Source organism: Phytohalomonas tamaricis (assembly GCF_003012345.1).
Lineage (GTDB): Bacteria > Pseudomonadota > Gammaproteobacteria > Pseudomonadales > Halomonadaceae > Phytohalomonas > Phytohalomonas tamaricis.
Genome location: NZ_PVRV01000020.1, coordinates 643,989 through 662,954 on the forward strand (window position 1 = coordinate 643,989; position 18,966 = coordinate 662,954).

At 54.3% G+C, this 18,966-nt stretch carries 16 protein-coding genes and 8 tRNA genes; 4 read left to right on the forward strand and 20 right to left on the reverse strand.

Translation table 11 applies throughout. The features are described from left to right. Nucleotides 1-147: 147 nt before the first annotated feature. From C3Z11_RS08390 to rnr, 8 genes are all read right to left on the reverse strand, one after another. The gene (locus tag C3Z11_RS08390) at nucleotides 148-447 is read right to left on the reverse strand and encodes a hypothetical protein (protein ID WP_106477477.1); all 300 of its coding nucleotides are present in this window, start codon (nucleotides 445-447) and stop codon (nucleotides 148-150) included. Nucleotides 448-558: 111 nt separating this feature from the next. Continuing rightward, the gene (dnaB, locus tag C3Z11_RS08395) at nucleotides 559-1,944 is read right to left on the reverse strand and encodes a replicative DNA helicase (protein WP_106477478.1); all 1,386 of its coding nucleotides are present in this window, start codon (nucleotides 1,942-1,944) and stop codon (nucleotides 559-561) included. Nucleotides 1,945-2,226: 282 nt separating this feature from the next. Then, nucleotides 2,227-2,673 carry a 50S ribosomal protein L9 gene (rplI, locus tag C3Z11_RS08400; RefSeq protein ID WP_106477479.1) on the reverse strand — a complete coding sequence of 149 codons (447 nt, stop codon included), beginning with the start codon at nucleotides 2,671-2,673 and terminating at the stop codon, nucleotides 2,227-2,229. A gap of 12 nt (nucleotides 2,674-2,685) precedes the next feature. Then, nucleotides 2,686-3,537 carry a hypothetical protein gene (locus tag C3Z11_RS08405; RefSeq protein ID WP_106477480.1) on the reverse strand — a complete coding sequence of 284 codons (852 nt, stop codon included), beginning with the start codon at nucleotides 3,535-3,537 and terminating at the stop codon, nucleotides 2,686-2,688. Nucleotides 3,538-3,549: 12 nt separating this feature from the next. Then, the gene (gene rpsR / locus C3Z11_RS08410; protein WP_106477481.1) at nucleotides 3,550-3,777 is read right to left on the reverse strand and encodes a 30S ribosomal protein S18; all 228 of its coding nucleotides are present in this window, start codon (nucleotides 3,775-3,777) and stop codon (nucleotides 3,550-3,552) included. 30 nt (nucleotides 3,778-3,807) lie between these two features. Beyond that, nucleotides 3,808-4,257, reverse strand: coding sequence for a 30S ribosomal protein S6 (rpsF, locus tag C3Z11_RS08415; protein WP_106477482.1), 450 nt, complete (start codon nucleotides 4,255-4,257; stop codon nucleotides 3,808-3,810). A 198-nt stretch (nucleotides 4,258-4,455) separates the two neighbouring features. Continuing rightward, on the reverse strand, nucleotides 4,456-5,238 hold the full coding sequence (rlmB, locus tag C3Z11_RS08420) for a 23S rRNA (guanosine(2251)-2'-O)-methyltransferase RlmB (RefSeq protein ID WP_106477483.1): 783 nt from the start codon (nucleotides 5,236-5,238) through the stop codon (nucleotides 4,456-4,458). A 34-nt stretch (nucleotides 5,239-5,272) separates the two neighbouring features. Next, entirely contained in the window at nucleotides 5,273-7,912 is a 2,640-nt protein-coding gene (gene rnr / locus C3Z11_RS08425; RefSeq protein ID WP_106477484.1) for a ribonuclease R, read from the reverse strand. A 168-nt stretch (nucleotides 7,913-8,080) separates the two neighbouring features. Here rnr and C3Z11_RS08430 point away from each other — a divergent pair. The 3 genes from C3Z11_RS08430 (at nucleotide 8,081) to C3Z11_RS08440 (ending at nucleotide 8,492) form a co-directional block, all read left to right on the forward strand. Next, nucleotides 8,081-8,167: transfer RNA gene (locus C3Z11_RS08430), tRNA-Leu, on the forward strand. A gap of 96 nt (nucleotides 8,168-8,263) precedes the next feature. Then, nucleotides 8,264-8,350: transfer RNA gene (locus C3Z11_RS08435), tRNA-Leu, on the forward strand. Between the two features lie 55 nt (nucleotides 8,351-8,405). Beyond that, nucleotides 8,406-8,492, forward strand: a tRNA-Leu gene (locus C3Z11_RS08440). Between the two features lie 372 nt (nucleotides 8,493-8,864). Here C3Z11_RS08440 and C3Z11_RS08445 read toward each other — a convergent pair. From C3Z11_RS08445 to C3Z11_RS08470, 6 genes are all read right to left on the reverse strand, one after another. Next, nucleotides 8,865-9,713, reverse strand: a complete 849-nt coding sequence (locus C3Z11_RS08445; RefSeq protein ID WP_106477485.1) for a DNA/RNA non-specific endonuclease — start codon at nucleotides 9,711-9,713, stop codon at nucleotides 8,865-8,867. 11 nt (nucleotides 9,714-9,724) lie between these two features. Then, a complete protein-coding gene (locus tag C3Z11_RS08450; protein WP_106477486.1) occupies nucleotides 9,725-10,000 on the reverse strand; it encodes an Lrp/AsnC family transcriptional regulator in 276 nt (91 codons plus the stop codon). A gap of 170 nt (nucleotides 10,001-10,170) precedes the next feature. Then, the gene (locus C3Z11_RS08455) at nucleotides 10,171-11,724 is read right to left on the reverse strand and encodes a SpoVR family protein (RefSeq protein ID WP_106477487.1); all 1,554 of its coding nucleotides are present in this window, start codon (nucleotides 11,722-11,724) and stop codon (nucleotides 10,171-10,173) included. A gap of 9 nt (nucleotides 11,725-11,733) precedes the next feature. Beyond that, on the reverse strand, nucleotides 11,734-13,017 hold the full coding sequence (locus C3Z11_RS08460; RefSeq protein ID WP_106477488.1) for a YeaH/YhbH family protein: 1,284 nt from the start codon (nucleotides 13,015-13,017) through the stop codon (nucleotides 11,734-11,736). A gap of 96 nt (nucleotides 13,018-13,113) precedes the next feature. Then, on the reverse strand, nucleotides 13,114-15,036 hold the full coding sequence (locus C3Z11_RS08465) for a PrkA family serine protein kinase (protein ID WP_106477489.1): 1,923 nt from the start codon (nucleotides 15,034-15,036) through the stop codon (nucleotides 13,114-13,116). A gap of 243 nt (nucleotides 15,037-15,279) precedes the next feature. Next, entirely contained in the window at nucleotides 15,280-16,374 is a 1,095-nt protein-coding gene (locus C3Z11_RS08470; RefSeq protein ID WP_106477772.1) for a threonine aldolase family protein, read from the reverse strand. 148 nt (nucleotides 16,375-16,522) lie between these two features. Between C3Z11_RS08470 and C3Z11_RS08475 the strand changes: the two genes are divergently transcribed. Next, nucleotides 16,523-17,461, forward strand: a complete 939-nt coding sequence (locus tag C3Z11_RS08475; protein ID WP_158700964.1) for an alpha/beta fold hydrolase — start codon at nucleotides 16,523-16,525, stop codon at nucleotides 17,459-17,461. A 134-nt stretch (nucleotides 17,462-17,595) separates the two neighbouring features. On the opposite strand, the gene C3Z11_RS08480 is transcribed toward C3Z11_RS08475, so the two are convergent. The 6 genes from C3Z11_RS08480 to C3Z11_RS08505 all read right to left on the reverse strand — a co-directional run bounded on the left by C3Z11_RS08480 (nucleotide 17,596) and on the right by C3Z11_RS08505 (nucleotide 18,965). Next, nucleotides 17,596-17,672 (reverse strand) — tRNA-Asp (locus C3Z11_RS08480). Nucleotides 17,673-17,697: 25 nt separating this feature from the next. Next, a tRNA-Val gene (locus C3Z11_RS08485) sits at nucleotides 17,698-17,773 on the reverse strand. Between the two features lie 35 nt (nucleotides 17,774-17,808). Next, nucleotides 17,809-17,885, reverse strand: a tRNA-Asp gene (locus tag C3Z11_RS08490). Nucleotides 17,886-17,945: 60 nt separating this feature from the next. After that, a tRNA-Asp gene (locus C3Z11_RS08495) sits at nucleotides 17,946-18,022 on the reverse strand. A gap of 70 nt (nucleotides 18,023-18,092) precedes the next feature. Next, nucleotides 18,093-18,168: transfer RNA gene (locus C3Z11_RS08500), tRNA-Val, on the reverse strand. Between the two features lie 59 nt (nucleotides 18,169-18,227). Continuing rightward, on the reverse strand, nucleotides 18,228-18,965 hold the full coding sequence (locus C3Z11_RS08505) for an alpha/beta family hydrolase (RefSeq protein WP_262927305.1): 738 nt from the start codon (nucleotides 18,963-18,965) through the stop codon (nucleotides 18,228-18,230). Nucleotide 18,966: the final 1 nt, after the last annotated feature.

Consider the following 18,966-nt stretch of genomic DNA (forward strand, 5'->3'; position numbering starts at 1 on the left):
GCATGGATATGCAGACCTACCAAGCACGATGAACAGGCACGTGGATGGCAAAGGCGAGTTTGAAAACTGAAAGGAGACGAAAAAAGGATAGGAACGAGCAAGACAACCGCCGCAAGCCAACTGCACTGCGGCGGCGGTAATTAATGCTTAGTCTTTTTGGTAGGTAGCCGGGTCAATCGCAATACCTAGCGACCTCCGGTCTATCCAGTTGCCAGCTTTGGTTTCCTTGTAACGAAACACAACATAGTCCCCTACGCTGACCGGCAACTCTGCATCTTCAACCTGATAGCTGTAGGGCTCTCCATCGACAACCAGGTTGTGGCGATACAAGTCAGGCATTCCAAGCCATTCCTTGAATGGGCCTTCACGCTCGATACTATCGAGCCGACCGCGTGCCTCAAGCTTAGGCTGGCGGCGACGCCCGCTACGACGAAATCCTGCTGCCATGTCCTCTCCTGTCTAGTGGCAAATCAGAGTCTTCAGGGATGCGGCATTATACGTAACACGCCAGAAGGCTCCAGCGCCTATCACACCTGCCATTTCACCCTGAAACCATATCTATTCTTCGTACTGGCTATAGCTATCCGGGGCGAGGTCTTCAAAGCGCGTATACTTACCTATAAACGCCATGTGCACCGTCCCGATAGGGCCATTACGCTGCTTACCGATGATTAACTCGGCAAGCCCCTTGTTGTCGGGATTATCCTTATTATAGACCTCGTCGCGATAAACGAAGGCAATAACATCGGCATCCTGCTCGATAGCGCCGGACTCACGCAGGTCCGACATGACGGGGCGCTTGTTAGGACGCTGTTCAAGCGAGCGGTTAAGCTGCGAAAGCGCGACAACAGGACAGTTAAATTCCTTGGCGATACCTTTCAGCGAACGCGAGATTTCGGAAATTTCGGCGGTACGATTTTCCGACATTCCCGGCACCTGCATCAATTGCAGATAGTCGATCATGATTAGCCCCACATCGCCATTCTCACGAGCGAGACGGCGCACGCGTGAGCGCATTTCGTTAGGAGACAACGCCGGTGTATCGTCTACAAACAGCTTCTTGTCCTTAAGCAGGTTGACCGCCGAGGTCAGGCGTGGCCAGTCCTCATCCTCAAGCTGGCCAGTACGCACGCGTGTCTGATCGATACGCCCCAGCGATGACACCATACGCAGCATTAGCGACTCAGCCGGCATCTCCATCGAAAACACCACCACCGATTTTTCGCCACTCACCACTGCATGTTCGACCAGATTCATGGCGAAGGTGGTCTTACCCATCGAGGGTCGCCCGGCAATAATGACCAGATCGGAGGGCTGCAGTCCCGAAGTCATATCATCGAGGTCGCGAAAGCCGGTCGATACGCCGGTCATCTGTCCTTTTAAATTAAACAGTTGATCGATGCGATCAACCGCCTTGGTCAACAACTGACTCATGCCGACCGGGCCGCCAAACTTGGGACGCGACTCTGATATCTGAAATACCAGTCGCTCGGCCTCATTGACCAGCTCATCTGCGGGTCGGCCCTGCGGATTGAAAGCGCCCTCGGCAATCTGATGGGCAACCTGTATCAATTTACGCAACGTTGCCCGCTCACGCACGATATCAGCGTAAGCGCGAATATTACTGGCCGAAGGCGTATTGCGTGCCAGTTCCGCCAGATACGCAAGGCCACCGATGGCATCAAGCTGATCGCGGGATTCAAGCACCTCTGACAAGGTGACAACATCAAGCGGTCGGCTTTCTTCAGCCAACTGGGTAATGCCATTAAATATGTGGCGATGCTCAAAGCGATAGAAATCATCGCTGACCAACCGTTCTGATACTACGTCCCAAGCTTCATTATCGAGCATAAGGCCGCCAAGCACAGACTGCTCGGCCTCCAGCGAATGCGGCGGGAGCTTGAGCGCCGCGGTTTCCCGATCGTGCTCGACTACTTCACTCATTGATGCGTCCTCGACAGACACCTGTTACAAACGATAGGAATAACAAGGATGCATATACTTGCATCGGAGGGTAAGTGCGCCAAGATTACCTCTCGATCATGTCATTGTCACACATCTGATCGCATCGATTGGTGCATGACACACATGCGACTGAGCGCCCAAGTAGTGCTCTTGTCACCTGGTTAATCAGCGCATGATCATGATCAAACAGACATAAAAAAAGGCACGGGAGGCCCCGTGCCTTTCCAACGTATCGTTTACCGCGTAGCGGCAACAATTCGCTTATTCGGCAACCACCACAACGCGGACGCTCGCTTTCACTTCAGCGTGCAGCTGCAAGTCGATGTCGTATTCACCCGTCTGGCGAATCGGACCTTCCGGCATACGCACTTCGCTCTTGGCGACGCTGATGCCTGCCTGTGCGATGGCATCAGCCAGATCGCGAGGACCGATAGAACCGAAAAGCTTGCCTTCGTCACCGGCTTTGGCGACCAATGACAGTTCGATGTCACCAAGCTGGGCTGCACGGGCTTCTGCTTCAGCCTGACGACCTGCCGCCTGACGTTCAAGCTCAGCACGACGTACTTCGAACGCTTCAACATTTTCCTTGGTCGCCGGTACGGCTAGACCGTAAGGCACCAGATAGTTACGACCGTAACCGGACTTGACAGCGACCTTGTCACCCAAATCGCCCAGCTTGCCGAGTTTGTCGAGCAGAATGACTTCCATCTCGTTAACCTCTTAACGTTGACTACTGGTGATGCGGATGCGGAAATTCGCAAAGGTATCCGCCAACGCCAGTAGCAGCACAATCACTATAGTGGGCCAGGTGGTCAACAGCAGGACATAAAAGCCCACCAGCCAAAGCCCGTTCATCCCTTTCATCCCGATGAAACCGTGCACCAGCGCGATACCGGCAACCAACAGCGGTACCCAGGCCACTAGCGCGGCAGAAGGTAATCCCAACACTACACCAATGATGCCGAAAGCCACCACGACAGCCAACTCACCGCGTGATAGGCGCAGCTGATGAAATTCACTGCGAAATCCGCCTGGATTATACAGCCCGGCCTGCCACGAACGTGCAAGCGCCAGACAAATAATTGACGCGAACAGCACAACCAGACCGGTTACGGCACTGATGACCAGTTCGGTCAGGCGATCAACAGCCACGCCCTGCTGGGCGTAGTTCGCCAACATTTCATCGAGTTCCGGGGAACTGTCACGAATTTGCATCAATAACTGGCTGGTATCCTTCGGCAGAAAAATACCTAACTGGATCAGCACAGTGGTCGCCAGAGCCGCAGCAATAAGTGCTTGACCCCAACTCACTCGCGCGCGCAGCACAGTCGCCATCAGTGTGACCATCAACACTGCCGCCAACGGAACCGTATCGCCTTGCATCCACCACCAGCCGGCAGGGATAGCAGCGGCGATCAGAACCGGAACAGCAGCGCTGAAACCACGGCGTAACGTGACTAATGCGCTAACCGCAGCACCCACCCAGAAGAGCCATGGAATGAGTGATGCCAACAGCGCAGCACCACATGCCTGTGGCAGGCCGCGCATGACCCAGCGAGCAAAAGCCAGCATTGATGCTAGAACTTACAGGTGACTATCGGTATACGGCAGCAGCGCCAGATAACGCGCACGCTTGATCGCAGTCGCGAGCTGACGCTGATAGCGCGCACGCGTTCCCGTAATACGGCTCGGGACGATCTTGCCAGTCTCAGTGATGTAAGACTTGAGTGTTTCGATGTCTTTGTAATCGATGTACTTCACGCCTTCGGCGGTGAAGCGGCAAAACTTACGGCGACGGAAAAAACGTGCCATGGGATAATCCTCCGGAAACGACGGGCTTGGTTAAGCTTCTTCGGTCTGAGCTTCGCGCTCATCACGATCGGCATCATCACGATCATCACGATCATCACGATCGCTACGGTCATCGCGATCTCCGCGCGGCCTGTCGTCACGACGGCGGGCACCCTTGTCATCAGAAGCCTTCATGATCGGCGAAGCTTCAGTGACGGCTTCCTTAGCACGTACGACCAGGTTGCGAATGACGGCGTCGTTGAAACGGAAGATATTTTCCAGTTCTGCGACCGTTTCGCCAGCACACTCAACGTTCATCAGAACATAGTGAGCCTTGTGAATCTTGTTGATCGGGTAAGCCAGATGACGGCGTCCCCAATCTTCGAGGCGATGCACGATACCGCCATTGTCGGTGACGAGGCTGGTATAGCGCTCGATCATCGCCGGAACCTGCTCGCTCTGGTCCGGATGGACCATGAATACGATTTCGTAATGACGCATGACTTCTCCTTTCGGTTTAACAGCTTCCCCTCGGGCCTTTGAAAAACTCAAGCACCAGGAAAAGCAAGGAGTTGATAGGAAGGTATCCACGGCGGCTCAACGTTGAATATTCGTTCAACATATATGCCGGCCGCGAAACCGCACAATTGTAGAGAGGGTCAGTAAGAGTTGCAAGTCAAGGATGGACAATGCCTCAGATCAAGACTGCCGCTGACGTACTGCTTCAAACAGACATATCCCGGTGGCTACCGAGACATTGAGACTCGACACGCTGCCCGCCATCGGCAACTTGACCAGCATATCGCATGCCTCACGCGTCAGACGGCGTAGTCCCTTGCCTTCGGCACCCATGACCAGAGCACTCGCGACGCGCAGATCAATATCATAGATTGACTGATCAGCCTCACCGGCGGCGCCAGCAATCCATACGCCCATCTCTTTTAACCGTGCCAGTGTGCGTGCCAGGTTGGTCACTTGATAAACCGGCACGGTTTCGGCCGCGCCACAGGCTACCTTGCGCACGGTAGCGTTTAACGGCGCGGATTTATCCTTGGCAACAATCACGCCATGCACACCTGCAGCATCTGCACTGCGCAGGCAAGCGCCAAAATTATGTGGATCAGTGACGCTATCAAGTACCAGTAACAAGGGCGGTACCGCAGCCTGCCAGCTTTCCAATCGCCACATCAGGGTCTCTTCGCTCTCAGCGATCAGCGGCGCGCAGAAAGCGACTACCCCCTGATGAGAACCACCATTGGCCTGGACGTCCAGAACATCCCGAGGAAAATGCTCGACTGACATCCCCTGTCGGATGGCATCGTCAATCAGCTCCTGCAAACGCTTTTCGGCATGCCCTTCTTGAACCCACAGCATTTTCGCTGCATTTCCCTGCTTCAGCAGCGCCTGCACGGCGTGAACACCGAACACGGCATCGAGCCCGCGCGGAGGCCGTGGCCCCCGGTGGGCTTGGCGATGTTTCATTGACGACAATATCCTTACATAACAACGTTATTGATTATTTCTTGGGCTTGCTTGATTTGCTGGTCGACTTAGCTGCACTGGCCGACTTTGCACTCTTGGCCTTGCGCACCTTCTTACCTTTCGAGGGCTTACCGGCCTTTTTCGCCTTGGCATCGCCCTTGCCTCCCGGGCTATCATCACGCCCCACCCCAACGTCGCCCGCTTTTGAACGGCGACGTGGCTGAGCCACCGGCGTGTCCGATATAGATACAGCAGCATCGGACATGACATTGGCATCACCGGTAGCACGTGCCTGGCGCAGACGCTCACGCTCCTTGCGGCCAGGGCGTGACTTGCGTTTTTTTGCCCCACGCGGCTCTTGCTCGGAAGGGGCCGGGCTTGGCAGCTCACCGCCAGGTTTCTTGCGCCGCACTTTACGCCGTGAGAGCGGTTCAGCGACAGCGAGCTCAAAATCAATCTTGCGTTCATCAAGATCAACGCGTGCCACACGCACCGTCACGCCATCACCGAGGCGATAGGTCAATCCTCCCCGCTCACCTTTGAGCTGGTGACGCTCCGGCTCGAAATGATAGTAATCCGAAGGTAACGCAGTGATATGTACTAATCCTTCGACATAGTAGTCATCAAGACGTACAAAGATGCCGAACTGAGTCACCGAGGCGATAGTACCGTCGAATACCTCACCCACCTTGTCGGACATGAACTCACACTTGAGCCAGTCTTCGACATCACGCGTCGCATCGTCGGCACGACGCTCAGTCATTGAGCAATGCTCACCCAGTTCGACCATCTGTTCGAAACTGTATGGACACCAGGTGGTGGCCGGTTCGACCGGTGTGTCATCCAGCCGCTCAACACTGTTTGTTGCTTGGCCACTACGAATCACCGAACGAATCGCCCGATGTACCAGCAGATCGGGATAACGGCGAATCGGCGAGGTAAAGTGTGCATAAGCAGTGTAGGCCAGGCCGAAGTGCCCTTCGTTATGTGGTGAATAAACCGCTTGACTCATGGTGCGCAGCATCACCGTCTGAATGATATCAGCGTCAGGACGGTCCTTTATCGCATCACGTAACGCTTGGAAATCACTCGGCTGCGGTTTCTCTCCGCCTCCTAGCGTCAGCCCCAGCTCGCCAAGGAAGATGCGCAGGTTCTCAAGCCGCTCAGGGCTCGGCTGCTGGTGAACGCGATAAAGTGACGGCAGCTCATGCTTGCTGAGGAAACGTGCGGTCGCGACGTTGGCTGCCAACATGCACTCTTCAATCAGCTTGTGAGCATCGTTGCGCGTGCGTGGCACGATCTTCTCGATCTTGCGCTGCTCATTGAAGACAATCTGCGTTTCGGTGGTTTCGAAATCGATCGCACCACGTGCGCTCCGCGCACTCCGCAGCACCTTGTAAAGCCCATGCAGATTTTCCAGTGCCGGCAGGACATCGCGGTACTGCTCACGTAGCGCCTGCCCTTCTTCGCTATCGGCCTCCTGCAGCATCGCACCGACCTTGGTATAGGTCAGCCGCGCATGAGAACGCATCACCGCTTCGTAGAATTTGTAGCGGCTGATCTCGCCCTTTTGCGAGATATTCATCTCACACACCATGCATAGACGATCAACATCAGGGTTGAGCGAGCAGAGTCCATTGGAGAGCAGCTCAGGCAACATCGGGACTACTTGGCCCGGGAAATAGACCGAGTTACCACGCTGATGCGCTTCCTGATCGAGCGGCGCTCCGACCCGAACATAATGTGATACGTCAGCAATGGCGACAATCAGCTTCCAGCCACCGGACTTGGTTTTCCAAGCATAGACGGCATCGTCGAAATCCTTGGCGTCCTCACCATCGATGGTGACCAGCGGTTGGTTGCGCAAATCAACGCGGGCCGCTTTATCTTCTTCCAACACTTCAGCGGACATGCCGGCAATCTGGGCATCGACCTCGGGTGGGAAATCGGCGGGGATATCGTGCTCCCGGATGGCAATATCGATTTCCATGCCGGGGTCCATGCGCTCACCGAGCACTTCGACCACTTCACCCGAAGGCTGAATACGCGTTGCTGGCTGCTGCGTGATGCGCACCGCAACGACCTGACCATCCTTGGCGCCATTCTCGGCCCCGGCAGGAATCAGAATTTCCTGAATGATGCGCGAGTTCTCGGGGACCAGCACCCCCTGGGTCGGGTCGGATTGGCGATAGATACCCACCATTGTCTGGGTATTTCTTGCCAGCACTTCAACGATGGTGGCTTCGTCGCGTCCGCGCCGGTCGCGTCCACTGACACGCGCCAGCACTTCATCACCATCGAAGACGCGGCGCATCTGACGCGGTGGAATGACCAGATCAGGCTTGACCCGATCCTTGCGTACCAGAAAACCGATACCGTCACGATGACCGACAACACGCCCCTCGATCAGATTGCTCTTATCGATCAGCGTAAAGCCACCGCTCTTGTTGCGATCAAGCTGTCCGTCACGCTCCATAGCGTTGAGGCGCCGACGAACAGCTTCCTGCTGGTCTTCATCCTCAAGGCCGAGCAGACGGCTCATATTTTCGTGGGTAAGAGGTTTACCATGCGCCTCGAGCCGCTCAAGCAGATATTCACGGCTGGGGACAGGCTTGTCGTAATTGTTGGCTTCTCGTTCCGCTTGCGGGTCGTCGCTCAACGTCCAATGATTCATAACAACTTCCTTGATTGAAAATCTACGGCGAGCAGCGGGTGCGGCTTTTTAAGGTGTCGTTTAAACATAACGAAAAGTATAGCCGTGGCTTGGGCTTGACCCAAGGCGCTTTTATGTTTCATCCACACTTGCATCGCTGAAAAAATTAGGTATTATTTCGGCCCACCTGCCCAGGTGGCGGAATTGGTAGACGCGCTAGCTTCAGGTGCTAGTGTCCTTACGGACGTGAAGGTTCAAGTCCTTTCCTGGGCACCACCTTCTTTAGATGAATATATCTTGAGAGGGTTAACTTGACAGGGTGATTTGCGGGCCCGGCAAGTATAACTGAAAAGTAGTAGTACGCGAAACGTTGCCCGGATGGCGGAATTGGTAGACGCGCTAGCTTCAGGTGCTAGTGTCCTTACGGACGTGGAGGTTCAAGTCCTCTTCCGGGCACCAAGTTTGAACAGCAGCATTTTACTTCTGCACTACCAAGCAGCGGTGATCAAGCAAGGCCCAGGTGGCGGAATTGGTAGACGCGCTAGCTTCAGGTGCTAGTGTCCTTACGGACGTGAAGGTTCAAGTCCTTTCCTGGGCACCATTTTCGATAGTTTTATCATTATCATCCCTTAATTGCTGATCTCCTGTTTCCCACCTTATTTCCCATCTTTCTCCGTGCTTTGCACTAAGTAACTCTTGCTCACGACCAAACAATGCAGTGATCGTTTCTCATCCCATTATTGCCCGGCTTGAACTCTCATTTCGCTCCTGCTCCGTGCCCCTTACCTGTACTGTAAGGTGGAAATAGGCCGCTGCCTGTGAGGCTCGGTAACGTAGCAATTAAGCTCTGCTGCCACACTGCCGGTATTGGCGACATGACAAAGTCTCTGCCGTATTCACCGGCACGTGCGGCTCCACCGAGGCATTGAGCACCATAAGGGAGATAGTTTTTAAAATGAAATCTGCATTTCCCTCAATAGCGTGACGGCAGGCGGGCGACTTTATCCAGATTCCATCCTTTAGAGTCAACCCGACTTTCCAATGAGTGAGCAGTATCTTCTGGCAGCTCGTGGAAAAAATTCAGGCCGGTTCGTATCTCAACTTCATCAATGCTCACCAGAAAACGGTCAAGCGGCTCGTTACCAGTTACATCCTGCGGAATGATGAAGGCTAGCGCCTTGGGATGTTTGCCCGGTACAACAATGATTTTGAAAAAGGCATCCGGGATCTCGATCAGAGAACGCATACGGCGGATATCATTGTCAAAGATTGGTCCGGTCACCACCCAGACGGTGCCGAAGCGCGCCGCAAACTGATCAATGACGACTTCCTCTAGACGCTGCCAGACTTTGCGATTCAGGTCTGGACGCTGCGGCGAGACGTTGGTCATCTTGAACGTATCGAGCTGTGCGGTGCGCCCATAAACCTGCGAAATCGCATAGTTGGGCGCCATATGGCCGCGATCGTAACCGCTTCTGGTGTAACTACTTGATTCCACTGGCCACAGAGAACGCCAGTCCTCGCGAAAACTGCTTGGCCGCGGCAGATGGCGCGATTGGTTAACACGGGTGAGTTTGTACGTGACCCAAAGTGGATTGGCGCGTAGATCGGACCAGCCCACCAGAAAGCCATCGTTACGCAGCACGCGGTTGAAGGTGTGCCAATCGAACGCCTCCTGGGCCTCGGGCACGCCCATCCAGGCCATATGTTCACGATAATCGCGTTCCTGCCAGTACCACAGCCCGCCAATAACGGCAGCAAAGACAAACCCTATGCCGCCGAGGCGGCTCAAACGTCGAATTAATACAAAGACAGCAGGCATATCCGGTTCACTTACAGCCCAACGGAAAACATCGATTCAAGGTCGTGTCGAGAATGGACCTGCAGCGCCGACAGTGTTTCAGTATCACGGATACCTTCGACCCCCGTCAGCCGGGCAGTAACCAAATCCGAAAGCGCTTCAAAGTCACGCACTCGAGCGATCGCGACAAGATCGTAACGGCCACAGGTTGAATAGACTTCACTGATCCCTTCGATTTCTGCCAGGCGTTCAGCCACAGGCTGTACCAACCCTGTCTGGGCATTAATCAAAATAACGGCATTGATCATGATCCTTCTCTCCTCACCAAGTCTTCAGAAAAGGCTGAGTATACAAGGCAGTGAGAGACCACGTCCCGCTTAGTACAGCGTTGATAAGCAGATTATGAAAAAAGGCGGATGAATATCCGCCTTTCGGTATGCGTTGTCTTTTGCCGAGCATGCGGCACCACTACTGTATATCACTCTCCTTCCGGCAGCGGCCACTGATACCGCTGAGTGACCTCATGATCGTTTACGCTTTCAAGCTTGATCGCAAATCCCCACAGCTGGTGCAAATGGCGCAACACAGGATAAACGGACTTGTCGAGCGGCCGGCGGTCGTTACTCACATGACGCAGGGTCAATGACCGATCACCCCGTACATCAGCCTCCCATACCTGTATGTTAGGTTCACGGTGTCCTAGAGCATATTGAATAGAAAGTGCTTCACGCACCTGTTTATAGCCCTGGTCATCATGAATCGCAGCGATTTCAAGCATTTCATCGCGATCGTCATCCAGCAATGCGAACAATTTCAAATCTCGCATCACCTTGGGCGATAAAAACTGCTGAATGAAGGATTCATCCTTGAAGTTATTCATCGCGAAGTGCAGCGTTTCAAGCCAGTCGCTGCCGACCATATCAGGGAACCAGCGCCGATCCTCTTCGGTGGGATGCTCACAGATACGCTTGATATCAGTGAACATTGCAAACCCCAGCGCATAGGGATTGATGCCGTTGTAATAAGGGCTATCAAAGCCTGGCTGCGCTACCACGGCCGTATGGGATTGAAGAAACTCAAGCATGATTCCTTCACCGATCAGCTTCTCGTCATAAAGACGGTGCATGATGGTGTAGTGCCAGAATGTTGCCCACCCTTCGTTCATCACCTGGGTCTGACGCTGTGGATAGAAATACTGCGCCAGCTTGCGCACGATACGGACAACCTCACGCTGCCAAGGCGCTAATAATGGCGCATTTTTCTCAATGAAATAGAGCAGATTTTCCTGCGGCTCCGAGGGGTAGCGCCCACGCTGATGCAAGCCAAGCGGATCATCATCATCCTGCAACAGCTCTTCTCGGGGCGGCTGAGGAATAGTACTCCACAAGGCGTTAACCTGCGTCTGCAGGTACGCCTCACGCTCCTGCTGACGCTTGGCCTCCTCCTCGGCGGAAATCGGTGATGGGCGCTTGTAACGGTCAACACCGTAACTTTGCAGCGCGTGGCAGGCATCAAGCAAACGCTCGACCGCCTCGACACCGTGACGCTCCTCACACTCGCTGATGTAACGGCGCGCGAAGACCAGATAGTCGACGATGGCCGAGGCATCGGTCCAGGTGCGGAACAGATAATTGCCCTTGAAGAACGAATTATGGCCATAACAGGCATGGGCCATGACCAGAATCTGCATCATCAGGGTGTTTTCTTCCATCAGGTAGGCAATGCAGGGATCTGAGTTGATTACCAGCTCATAAGCTAGCCCCATCTGACCACGCCGGTAAGCCTGCTCGACGGAGAGAAACTGTTTTCCGAATGACCAGTGATGATAGCCCACCGGCATGCCTACACTGGCGTAGGCATCCATCATCTGCTCGGAAGTGATGATTTCAATCTGGTTGGGATAGGTATCGAGCCGGTAATCCTTGGCAATCCGATCGATCTCACGCTGGTAGTGCTCAAGGTCCTCGAAATTCCAGTCCGAGCCCTTGCCGAGGAACTCCTCATCACGCGTTATGGTGCCTATTTCAGCCATGATGCCTCCTCATGCCACGACGCGGCGGCGGAACAGTTCACGGAAAACAGAATAGATATCCCCCGCCTCGACGATCTGCTGCATGGCAAAACGCTCGGGATGATGCGCGGCTACGCGCTCATATTCTTCCCACAGTGCCTGGTGAGCGTGAGGCGTGATCTCGACGTAGGCGTAGTACTGCAAAAGCGGCATCAGCTTGTCGGACAGGATATGCCGGCAGTTGGTTGAATCATCATCCCAATTGTCACCGTCTGAGGCCTGAGCGACATAGAGATTCCACTGCCCCGGCGGATAACGATCATGGATAACCTCGTTCAACAGATTAAGTGCGCTGGAGACGATCGTGCCGCCCGTTTCACGTGAGTAGAAAAACTCCTCTTCATCGACTTCCTTGGCCGCAGTGTGGTGACGGATAAACACCAGCTCGACCTTTTCATAGTTGCGTTCAAGAAAGAGATAAAGCAGCAGGAAAAAACGCTTGGCGATATCCTTGTGCGTTTGTGTCATCGACCCCGAAACATCCATCACACAGAACATCACCGCCTTGTTTGATGGCTGGGGCTGATCGACCAGATTGTTGTAACGTAGATCGTAAGTATCGATGAACGGCACCGTTTCCAGCCGCTTTTCAAGCCGTTCGACCTCGTCTCTTAATTCCTTGACGCGAGAAGGGTTGCGCAGTACCGGGTCCTTGTGTTCCTCAAGCTCCAACGCCTCACGAGCCTCCTGCAAGGCACGCTTGATCGGCGCCCGCATGGCGATACGACGCGCCTGAGCCTCGCGCATCGAGCGCACGATATTCATGCGCGATGGCACCCCTTCACGCGAAATACCGGCACGTACCGGACGCACCTCCTCCACGTCGGCCAGCTGCTTGCGCTCAAGATGGGGTAATTCAAGACCATCGAAGACGAATTCGAGAAACTCATCACGGGTCAGGCTGAAGGCAAACTCATCAACCCCTTCACCCTGGTTGGATGCAGAGCCTTCACCGGCGCCTCCGCCTCCCCCGCTGCCACCAGGACGGCGCAGACGATCTCCCTCGACAAATTCCTTGTTGCCCGGGCTGACGATAGTGCGCTTGCCACCTTGGCCATGGCGAAAAACGGGTTCAGAAATATCACGGCTAGGAATGCTTATCTTTTCACCGCGCTCCATATCAGTAATCGAGCGACGGTTGACCGAATCCTCCACTGCCCGCTTGATGTGGCTACGATAACGCTGCAGAAAACGCTGGCGATTGACGGCGCTCTTGTGCCGGGCGTTGGCCCGGCGATCAATGAAGTAACTCATGTGCCACCTCCTGGCGAGGCGAGCGGAGAATTATCCTGCTCGCCTCATGGCATGACGGGCATCGTTACTGCGACTTGCGTACTTGTGCTTGTGATCTCATTGAGATTTCCGCACGCGCAAATACCATTCTGAAAGCAGGCGTACCTGCTTTTCGGTATAGCCACGCGCGACCATGCGACTGATAAAGTCCTCGTGTTTTTTCTTATCAGAAGTTGAAGCCTTGGCGTTGAACGAGATGACCGGCAACAGTTCCTCAGTATTGGCAAACATCTTGTGTTCGATTACGCCCTTGAGTTTCTCATAGGACTGCCAGCTCGGATTCTTGCCGTTGTTCTGTGCGCGGGCACGCAGTACGAAGTTGACTACCTCATGACGGAAATCCTTGGGATTGGAAATCCCTGCTGGCTTCTCTATTTTCTCAAGTTCCTCATTCAATGACTGCCGATCGAATAGTTCGCCAGTTTCCGGGTCCCGATACTCCTGATCCTGAATCCAGAAATCAGCATAGGTGACGTAGCGATCAAAGATATTCTGACCGTACTCGCTATAGGATTCGAGATAGGCGGTCTGAATTTCCTTGCCGATAAAGTCGACGTAGCGCGGCGCCAGATATTCCTTGATGAAGCGCAGGTAGCGCTCATGCGTTTCCTTGGGCAGCTGCTCCTGCTCAAGACGCTGCTCCAGCACATAAAGCAGATGCACAGGGTTAGCAGCAATCTCGTGGGTATCAAAGTTAAATACCTTGGAGAGAATCTTGAAGGCAAAGCGCGTCGACAGCCCATCCATGCCTTCATCGACGCCGGCTGCGTCACGATACTCCTGGATCGACTTGGCACGCGGGTCAGTATCCTTGAGATTCTGGCCATCATAGACCCGCATTTTCGAGTAGATGCTCGAGTTCTCGGGCTCCTTCAAACGAGAGAGTACCGAGAACTGGGCGAGCATTCGTAGCGTATCCGGTGCACATGGCGCATGGTTGAGCGAGGAGTGCTCGAGCAACTTCTCGTAAATTTTTCTCTCTTCGGACACCCGCAGCGTATATGGCACCTTGACGATATAGACACGGTCCAGGAACGCTTCGTTGTTGCGGTTATTACGAAACTGTTGCCATTCAGATTCGTTGGAGTGGGCAAGCACCACGCCATCGAAAGGAATCGCGCCCATGCCTTCAGTTGGGTTGTAGTTGCCTTCCTGGGTCGCGGTCAGCAGAGGATGTAGCACCTTGATCGGCGCCTTGAACATCTCGACAAACTCCATCAGGCCCTGGTTGGCCTTGCACAACCCGCCGGAGAAACTGTAAGCGTCAGGATCATCCTGGGAGAAAAGTTCAAGCTTGCGAATATCGACCTTACCGACCAGCGATGAGATATCCTGGTTGTTCTCATCGCCCGGCTCCGTCTTGGATACGGCAATCTGGTTAAGACGCGAGGGATAGAGCTTGACGACGCGGAACCTTGAAATATCGCCGCCATATTCCTTGAGCCGTTTAGCCGCCCAAGGCGACATCAACGAGCGCAGATAGCGACGCGGAATGCGGTATTCTTTCTCAAGCGTTTCGCCATCCTCTTCCGGGCTGAACAAACCAAGAGGCGATTCATGGACGGGTGAATCCTTGATGGCATAGAACGGTACGTGCTCTATAAGCGCCTTCAGCCGCTCGGCCAGCGAAGATTTACCGCCCCCCACCGGACCAAGCAAATAAAGAATCTGCTTGCGTTCTTCAAGCCCCTGCGCCGCATGACGGAAGTAGGCAACGATCTGTTCAATAGCCTCTTCCATGCCGTAGAACTCGGCGAAAGCGGGATAGCGACGGATCAGCTTGTTGGAAAAAATGCGTGAAAGCCTTGGGTCCTTTGCGGTATCGATGACTTCAGGCTCGCCAATCGCCTTGAGCATGCGTTCGGAAGCGCTGGCATACATGGAAGGGTCTTCTCGACATAGCTCCAGATACTCCTGGAGGCTCATCTCCTCCTGCTGCGTTCGCTCGAAGCGATTCTGTACATGATCGAAGATGCTCATGGAAGCCTCCTTAGGCCAAGAGGGCCGCCCTGACCGACAACGATGGTCGGCTACGCTCAGGGTTGACCAGAATTCACATTAGCTAAAACCGATAAAAAATCTCCCGCATCCCTGCAAAATCACACAGATTCCTTGACACGTATTACCTCTCAATAGCGTGGTTCGCTCATTGAAGTGAACTTATTGGAAAGAAATAAGGCAAGCCATACTTTTAGCTCACCTGCCCTATTAGCCATATCACTATCAGTCGGCAACCGCCAGCACTGAATTAATATCATCGACCAGGCTGTCGATCAGCTCAACGGTAGTATTCCAGGAGCAAACGAAACGCACCCCGCCCTCACCGATGAAGGTATAAAACGTCCAGCCCTTGTCGCGCAGTCTCTGCTGCGCCCTGACCGGCAACTCTAGGAATACCGCATTGGCCTCGGCGGGAAACATGGTATTGACGCCAAGGCGCGCCACGCCTTCAACGAGGCGCTTGGCCATAGCGTTGGCATGCAACGCATTGGTACGCCAGGCACCGCTTTCCAGCAGCCCTAGCCACGGCGCAGCAATGAATCGCATCTTGGAAGCGAGTTGCCCAGCCTGCTTGCAGCGGTACTCAAAATCTCTCGCCAGGGCACGATCAAAGAACAGGATCGCCTCCCCGAAGGCAGTGCCGTTTTTAGTACCCGAGAAACACAGCACGTCCACGCCACGCTTCCAGGTCATTTCCGCCGGAGCAACATCGAGCGCGGCGCAGGCGTTGGCGAAGCGCGCACCATCCATATGAATCTTCAAGTCATGAGCTCGTGCGGTATCCTGAATCGCGCTTAATTCATCAAGACTATAAAGCGTACCCAGCTCGGTGGCTTGCGTGATAGAAACCACCCTGGGCTGCGGATAGTGAATATCGTGACGGCGTGTCACCATTCGCTCAATGCTTTCAGGGGTAACCTTGCCGTGTGGCCCCGAGACGTTGAGCAACTTCGAACCGTTTGAAAAAAACTCCGGTCCGCCGCATTCATCGGTTTCGATGTGCGCTAGTTCATGACAAATCACGCTGTGATAGGACTGGCACAGTGACGCGAGAGCCAGCGAATTGGCTGCCGTACCGTTGAATACGAAGAAGACATCACAATCGGTCTCGAATAGCTCGCGAAACTGGTTGGTTGCGCGTTCTGTCCAGGCATCATTGCCGTAAGCAAGATCATCCTCACGGTTGGCTATCAGCATGTACTCGAGCGCCTCGGGACAAATGCCCGAAGTATTATCACTGGCCAGAAAGCGCGGCTGGGTAGGAAGAGATTGTGCCAACACTTCAAGCGACCCGGTTGGCGAGGTCGATGGCGCCATAGACATGACATGCTGTCCTTCAATGAGGTTGTTATTTGTCTCAAGAATGGCGTTATTTAGCGCGTCAGTGCAAGAGTCAATCTCAATGAAATTGTATGTGCATCGATACACGCACGCTTCCAGCAAGGGTTTACAAGGAAAAACAGATATGGCGTTTGATACAAGTTTTCGCCACATTCCCCTGCCAAAGGGTGGCTCGCTTCACCTCACCCGGCTAGGCCCCAGCCAGGGCGCAACACGTCTGCCGGTATTATGCTGGCATGATATTGCCGCTTCGGGGGCTATATTCTGGAAAGAACACGTCAGAGGCACTGCCCAGTCAGAAGCTGATATCCATAGCCTGGCGCCTTGGCTCGCTTTGCGCGGTCACGAGGTCGCCATCATTGATCAGCGCGGCCATGGCTTAGCCACGCCGAAACCATCACGCGGCATACGCTTCGATCAGAGCGATGTTATCGTCGAGGAGATCCCAACCGCCCTTTCTGCCTGGCTGCAGGATACCGGTGCTTCACGTACTCATGTTATCGCTCATGGCTGGGGCGGCGTCCTGATCGCGGCACATCTAGCACGCACACGCGAAAATCGTCGCAAAATAGCCAGTCAGGTCTATCTGGGCACGCGACGCCAAGCCAATGCGGCCAATGCAGTGCAAAAGCAAATGATTGTTCGACGCTGGATACAGTACGGGTCGTTAATACGCGGTATATATGGCTACATGCCAGCACGGCAGCTGCGATGGGGAACCGATAATGAATATGCCGGTAATCATCGCCAACATGTGCGCTGGCTGAAGGATGATAAATGGCAGGATGAAAGAGATGGATTCGATTACGGACGAGCGCTGATTCGCGGCGGGTTACCGCCTACGCTGCACATGGCAGGTAATGGCGACGAAGCTTTTGGCCATTCCGCTGATGTTGCACGTTTTCGCGACGAATGTGGTCCCCATCAGGGCGAGTTCAGACTGCTTGGTACGCCCGGTGGCCTCAGCCATGATTATGGACATGACGATCTGCTGAATCATGAGCGCTGCCAGCATGAAGTCTATCCATTAATTGAAGACTGGCTTCAGGAATACGAGTACTAGCGGGACATGCATGTACGTCACATATTAAAAAATTGACGCGCCAAGCAGGCCATAAAGTAATAAAAGCAAACAGCAGGTGAGGCAAGGCGAGAAGGTAAGCTCTAGGAAGGAAGCAAATAACATCAAGCTTAAAATGGCGGACCGGACGGGACTTGAACCCGCGACCTCCGGCGTGACAGGCCGGCATTCTAACCAGCTGAACTACCGGTCCGCATATCGCTTGATGCTTTAAGCAATGGTGGGTGGTACAGGGTTCGAACCTGTGACCCCCAGCTTGTAAGGCTGGTGCTCTCCCAACTGAGCTAACCACCCGGATACAACCAACATATCAATCATACTGCTGCAAGTGGCGGACCGGACGGGACTTGAACCCGCGACCTCCGGCGTGACAGGCCGGCATTCTAACCAGCTGAACTACCGGTCCGCATCGTATGCAGCATATCGTCAATGACGACATGATCAAACAACTTGCTAGAAGGCGAAGTGGCGGACCGGACGGGACTTGAACCCGCGACCTCCGGCGTGACAGGCCGGCATTCTAACCAGCTGAACTACCGGTCCGCATATCGCTTCTTTAACGTGACACCCGATAACTATTTCGATAACCAAACCAGCCGCTTCGAAAAAGTGATGGTGGGTGGTACAGGGTTCGAACCTGTGACCCCCAGCTTGTAAGGCTGGTGCTCTCCCAACTGAGCTAACCACCCCTGGTCACGTGGCGAGGCATTCTACCGACAGTGACGTAAAAGTCAACACCTTGATCGTTCTATCGTTTTGACGAATTCGATGATGATTCAAATATATGGCGAATCTGCCCCGCAGCCTCACAAATTAGATCATGCTGTGAGCGGCCGCTGGAGCGACGCGGCTTGAAATCATGATCACCGTCTTCCAGAAAGTGTACCCGCACGCAGGTCGGCAATTTGTAATCTTCGATCTCATCACGGCGTCCGAACGGATCACGCGTACCTTGCAACACCAGCGTCGGGCATGTCAGCTGTGGCCAGTGATCAAGGCGTAATCGGTCAGGCTTGCCCGGCGGATGAAAAGGATAGCCGCACAATGCGAGCCCTGGCGCGCCTTCTTCGGCCGCCACCATGCTTGCGGCACGGCCACCCATTGACTTGCCGCCTAACCATACTGATGACGGCAATACGTTACGCCAGGCGCGTATTTCATCGCACAGTGTGGCGATTTTCGGCGGTGGACGTCGCCTTCCTTCATGTCTTGCCCGGGCCCAGTAAGCAAATTCAATGGCCAGCGTCTGCACACCCTCTGAAGCTATTGCCTTCAGCAGGCCCTGTATGAAGGCACTCTCCGGTCCAGCACCCGCACCATGAGCCAGCAGCAGGCGACCACGGAGAGGAGAGCCACAGACGTACACACGCCCCAGCGCCTCGACATCATAAAGCGCAAGCGAGGCCTGGCCACCTTCGTCGTGCGAAGAGGAGTCTATCAGCGAGGCAAAGGTCTGGCTGGAAAGCGTAGACGCAACCAGAGGCACT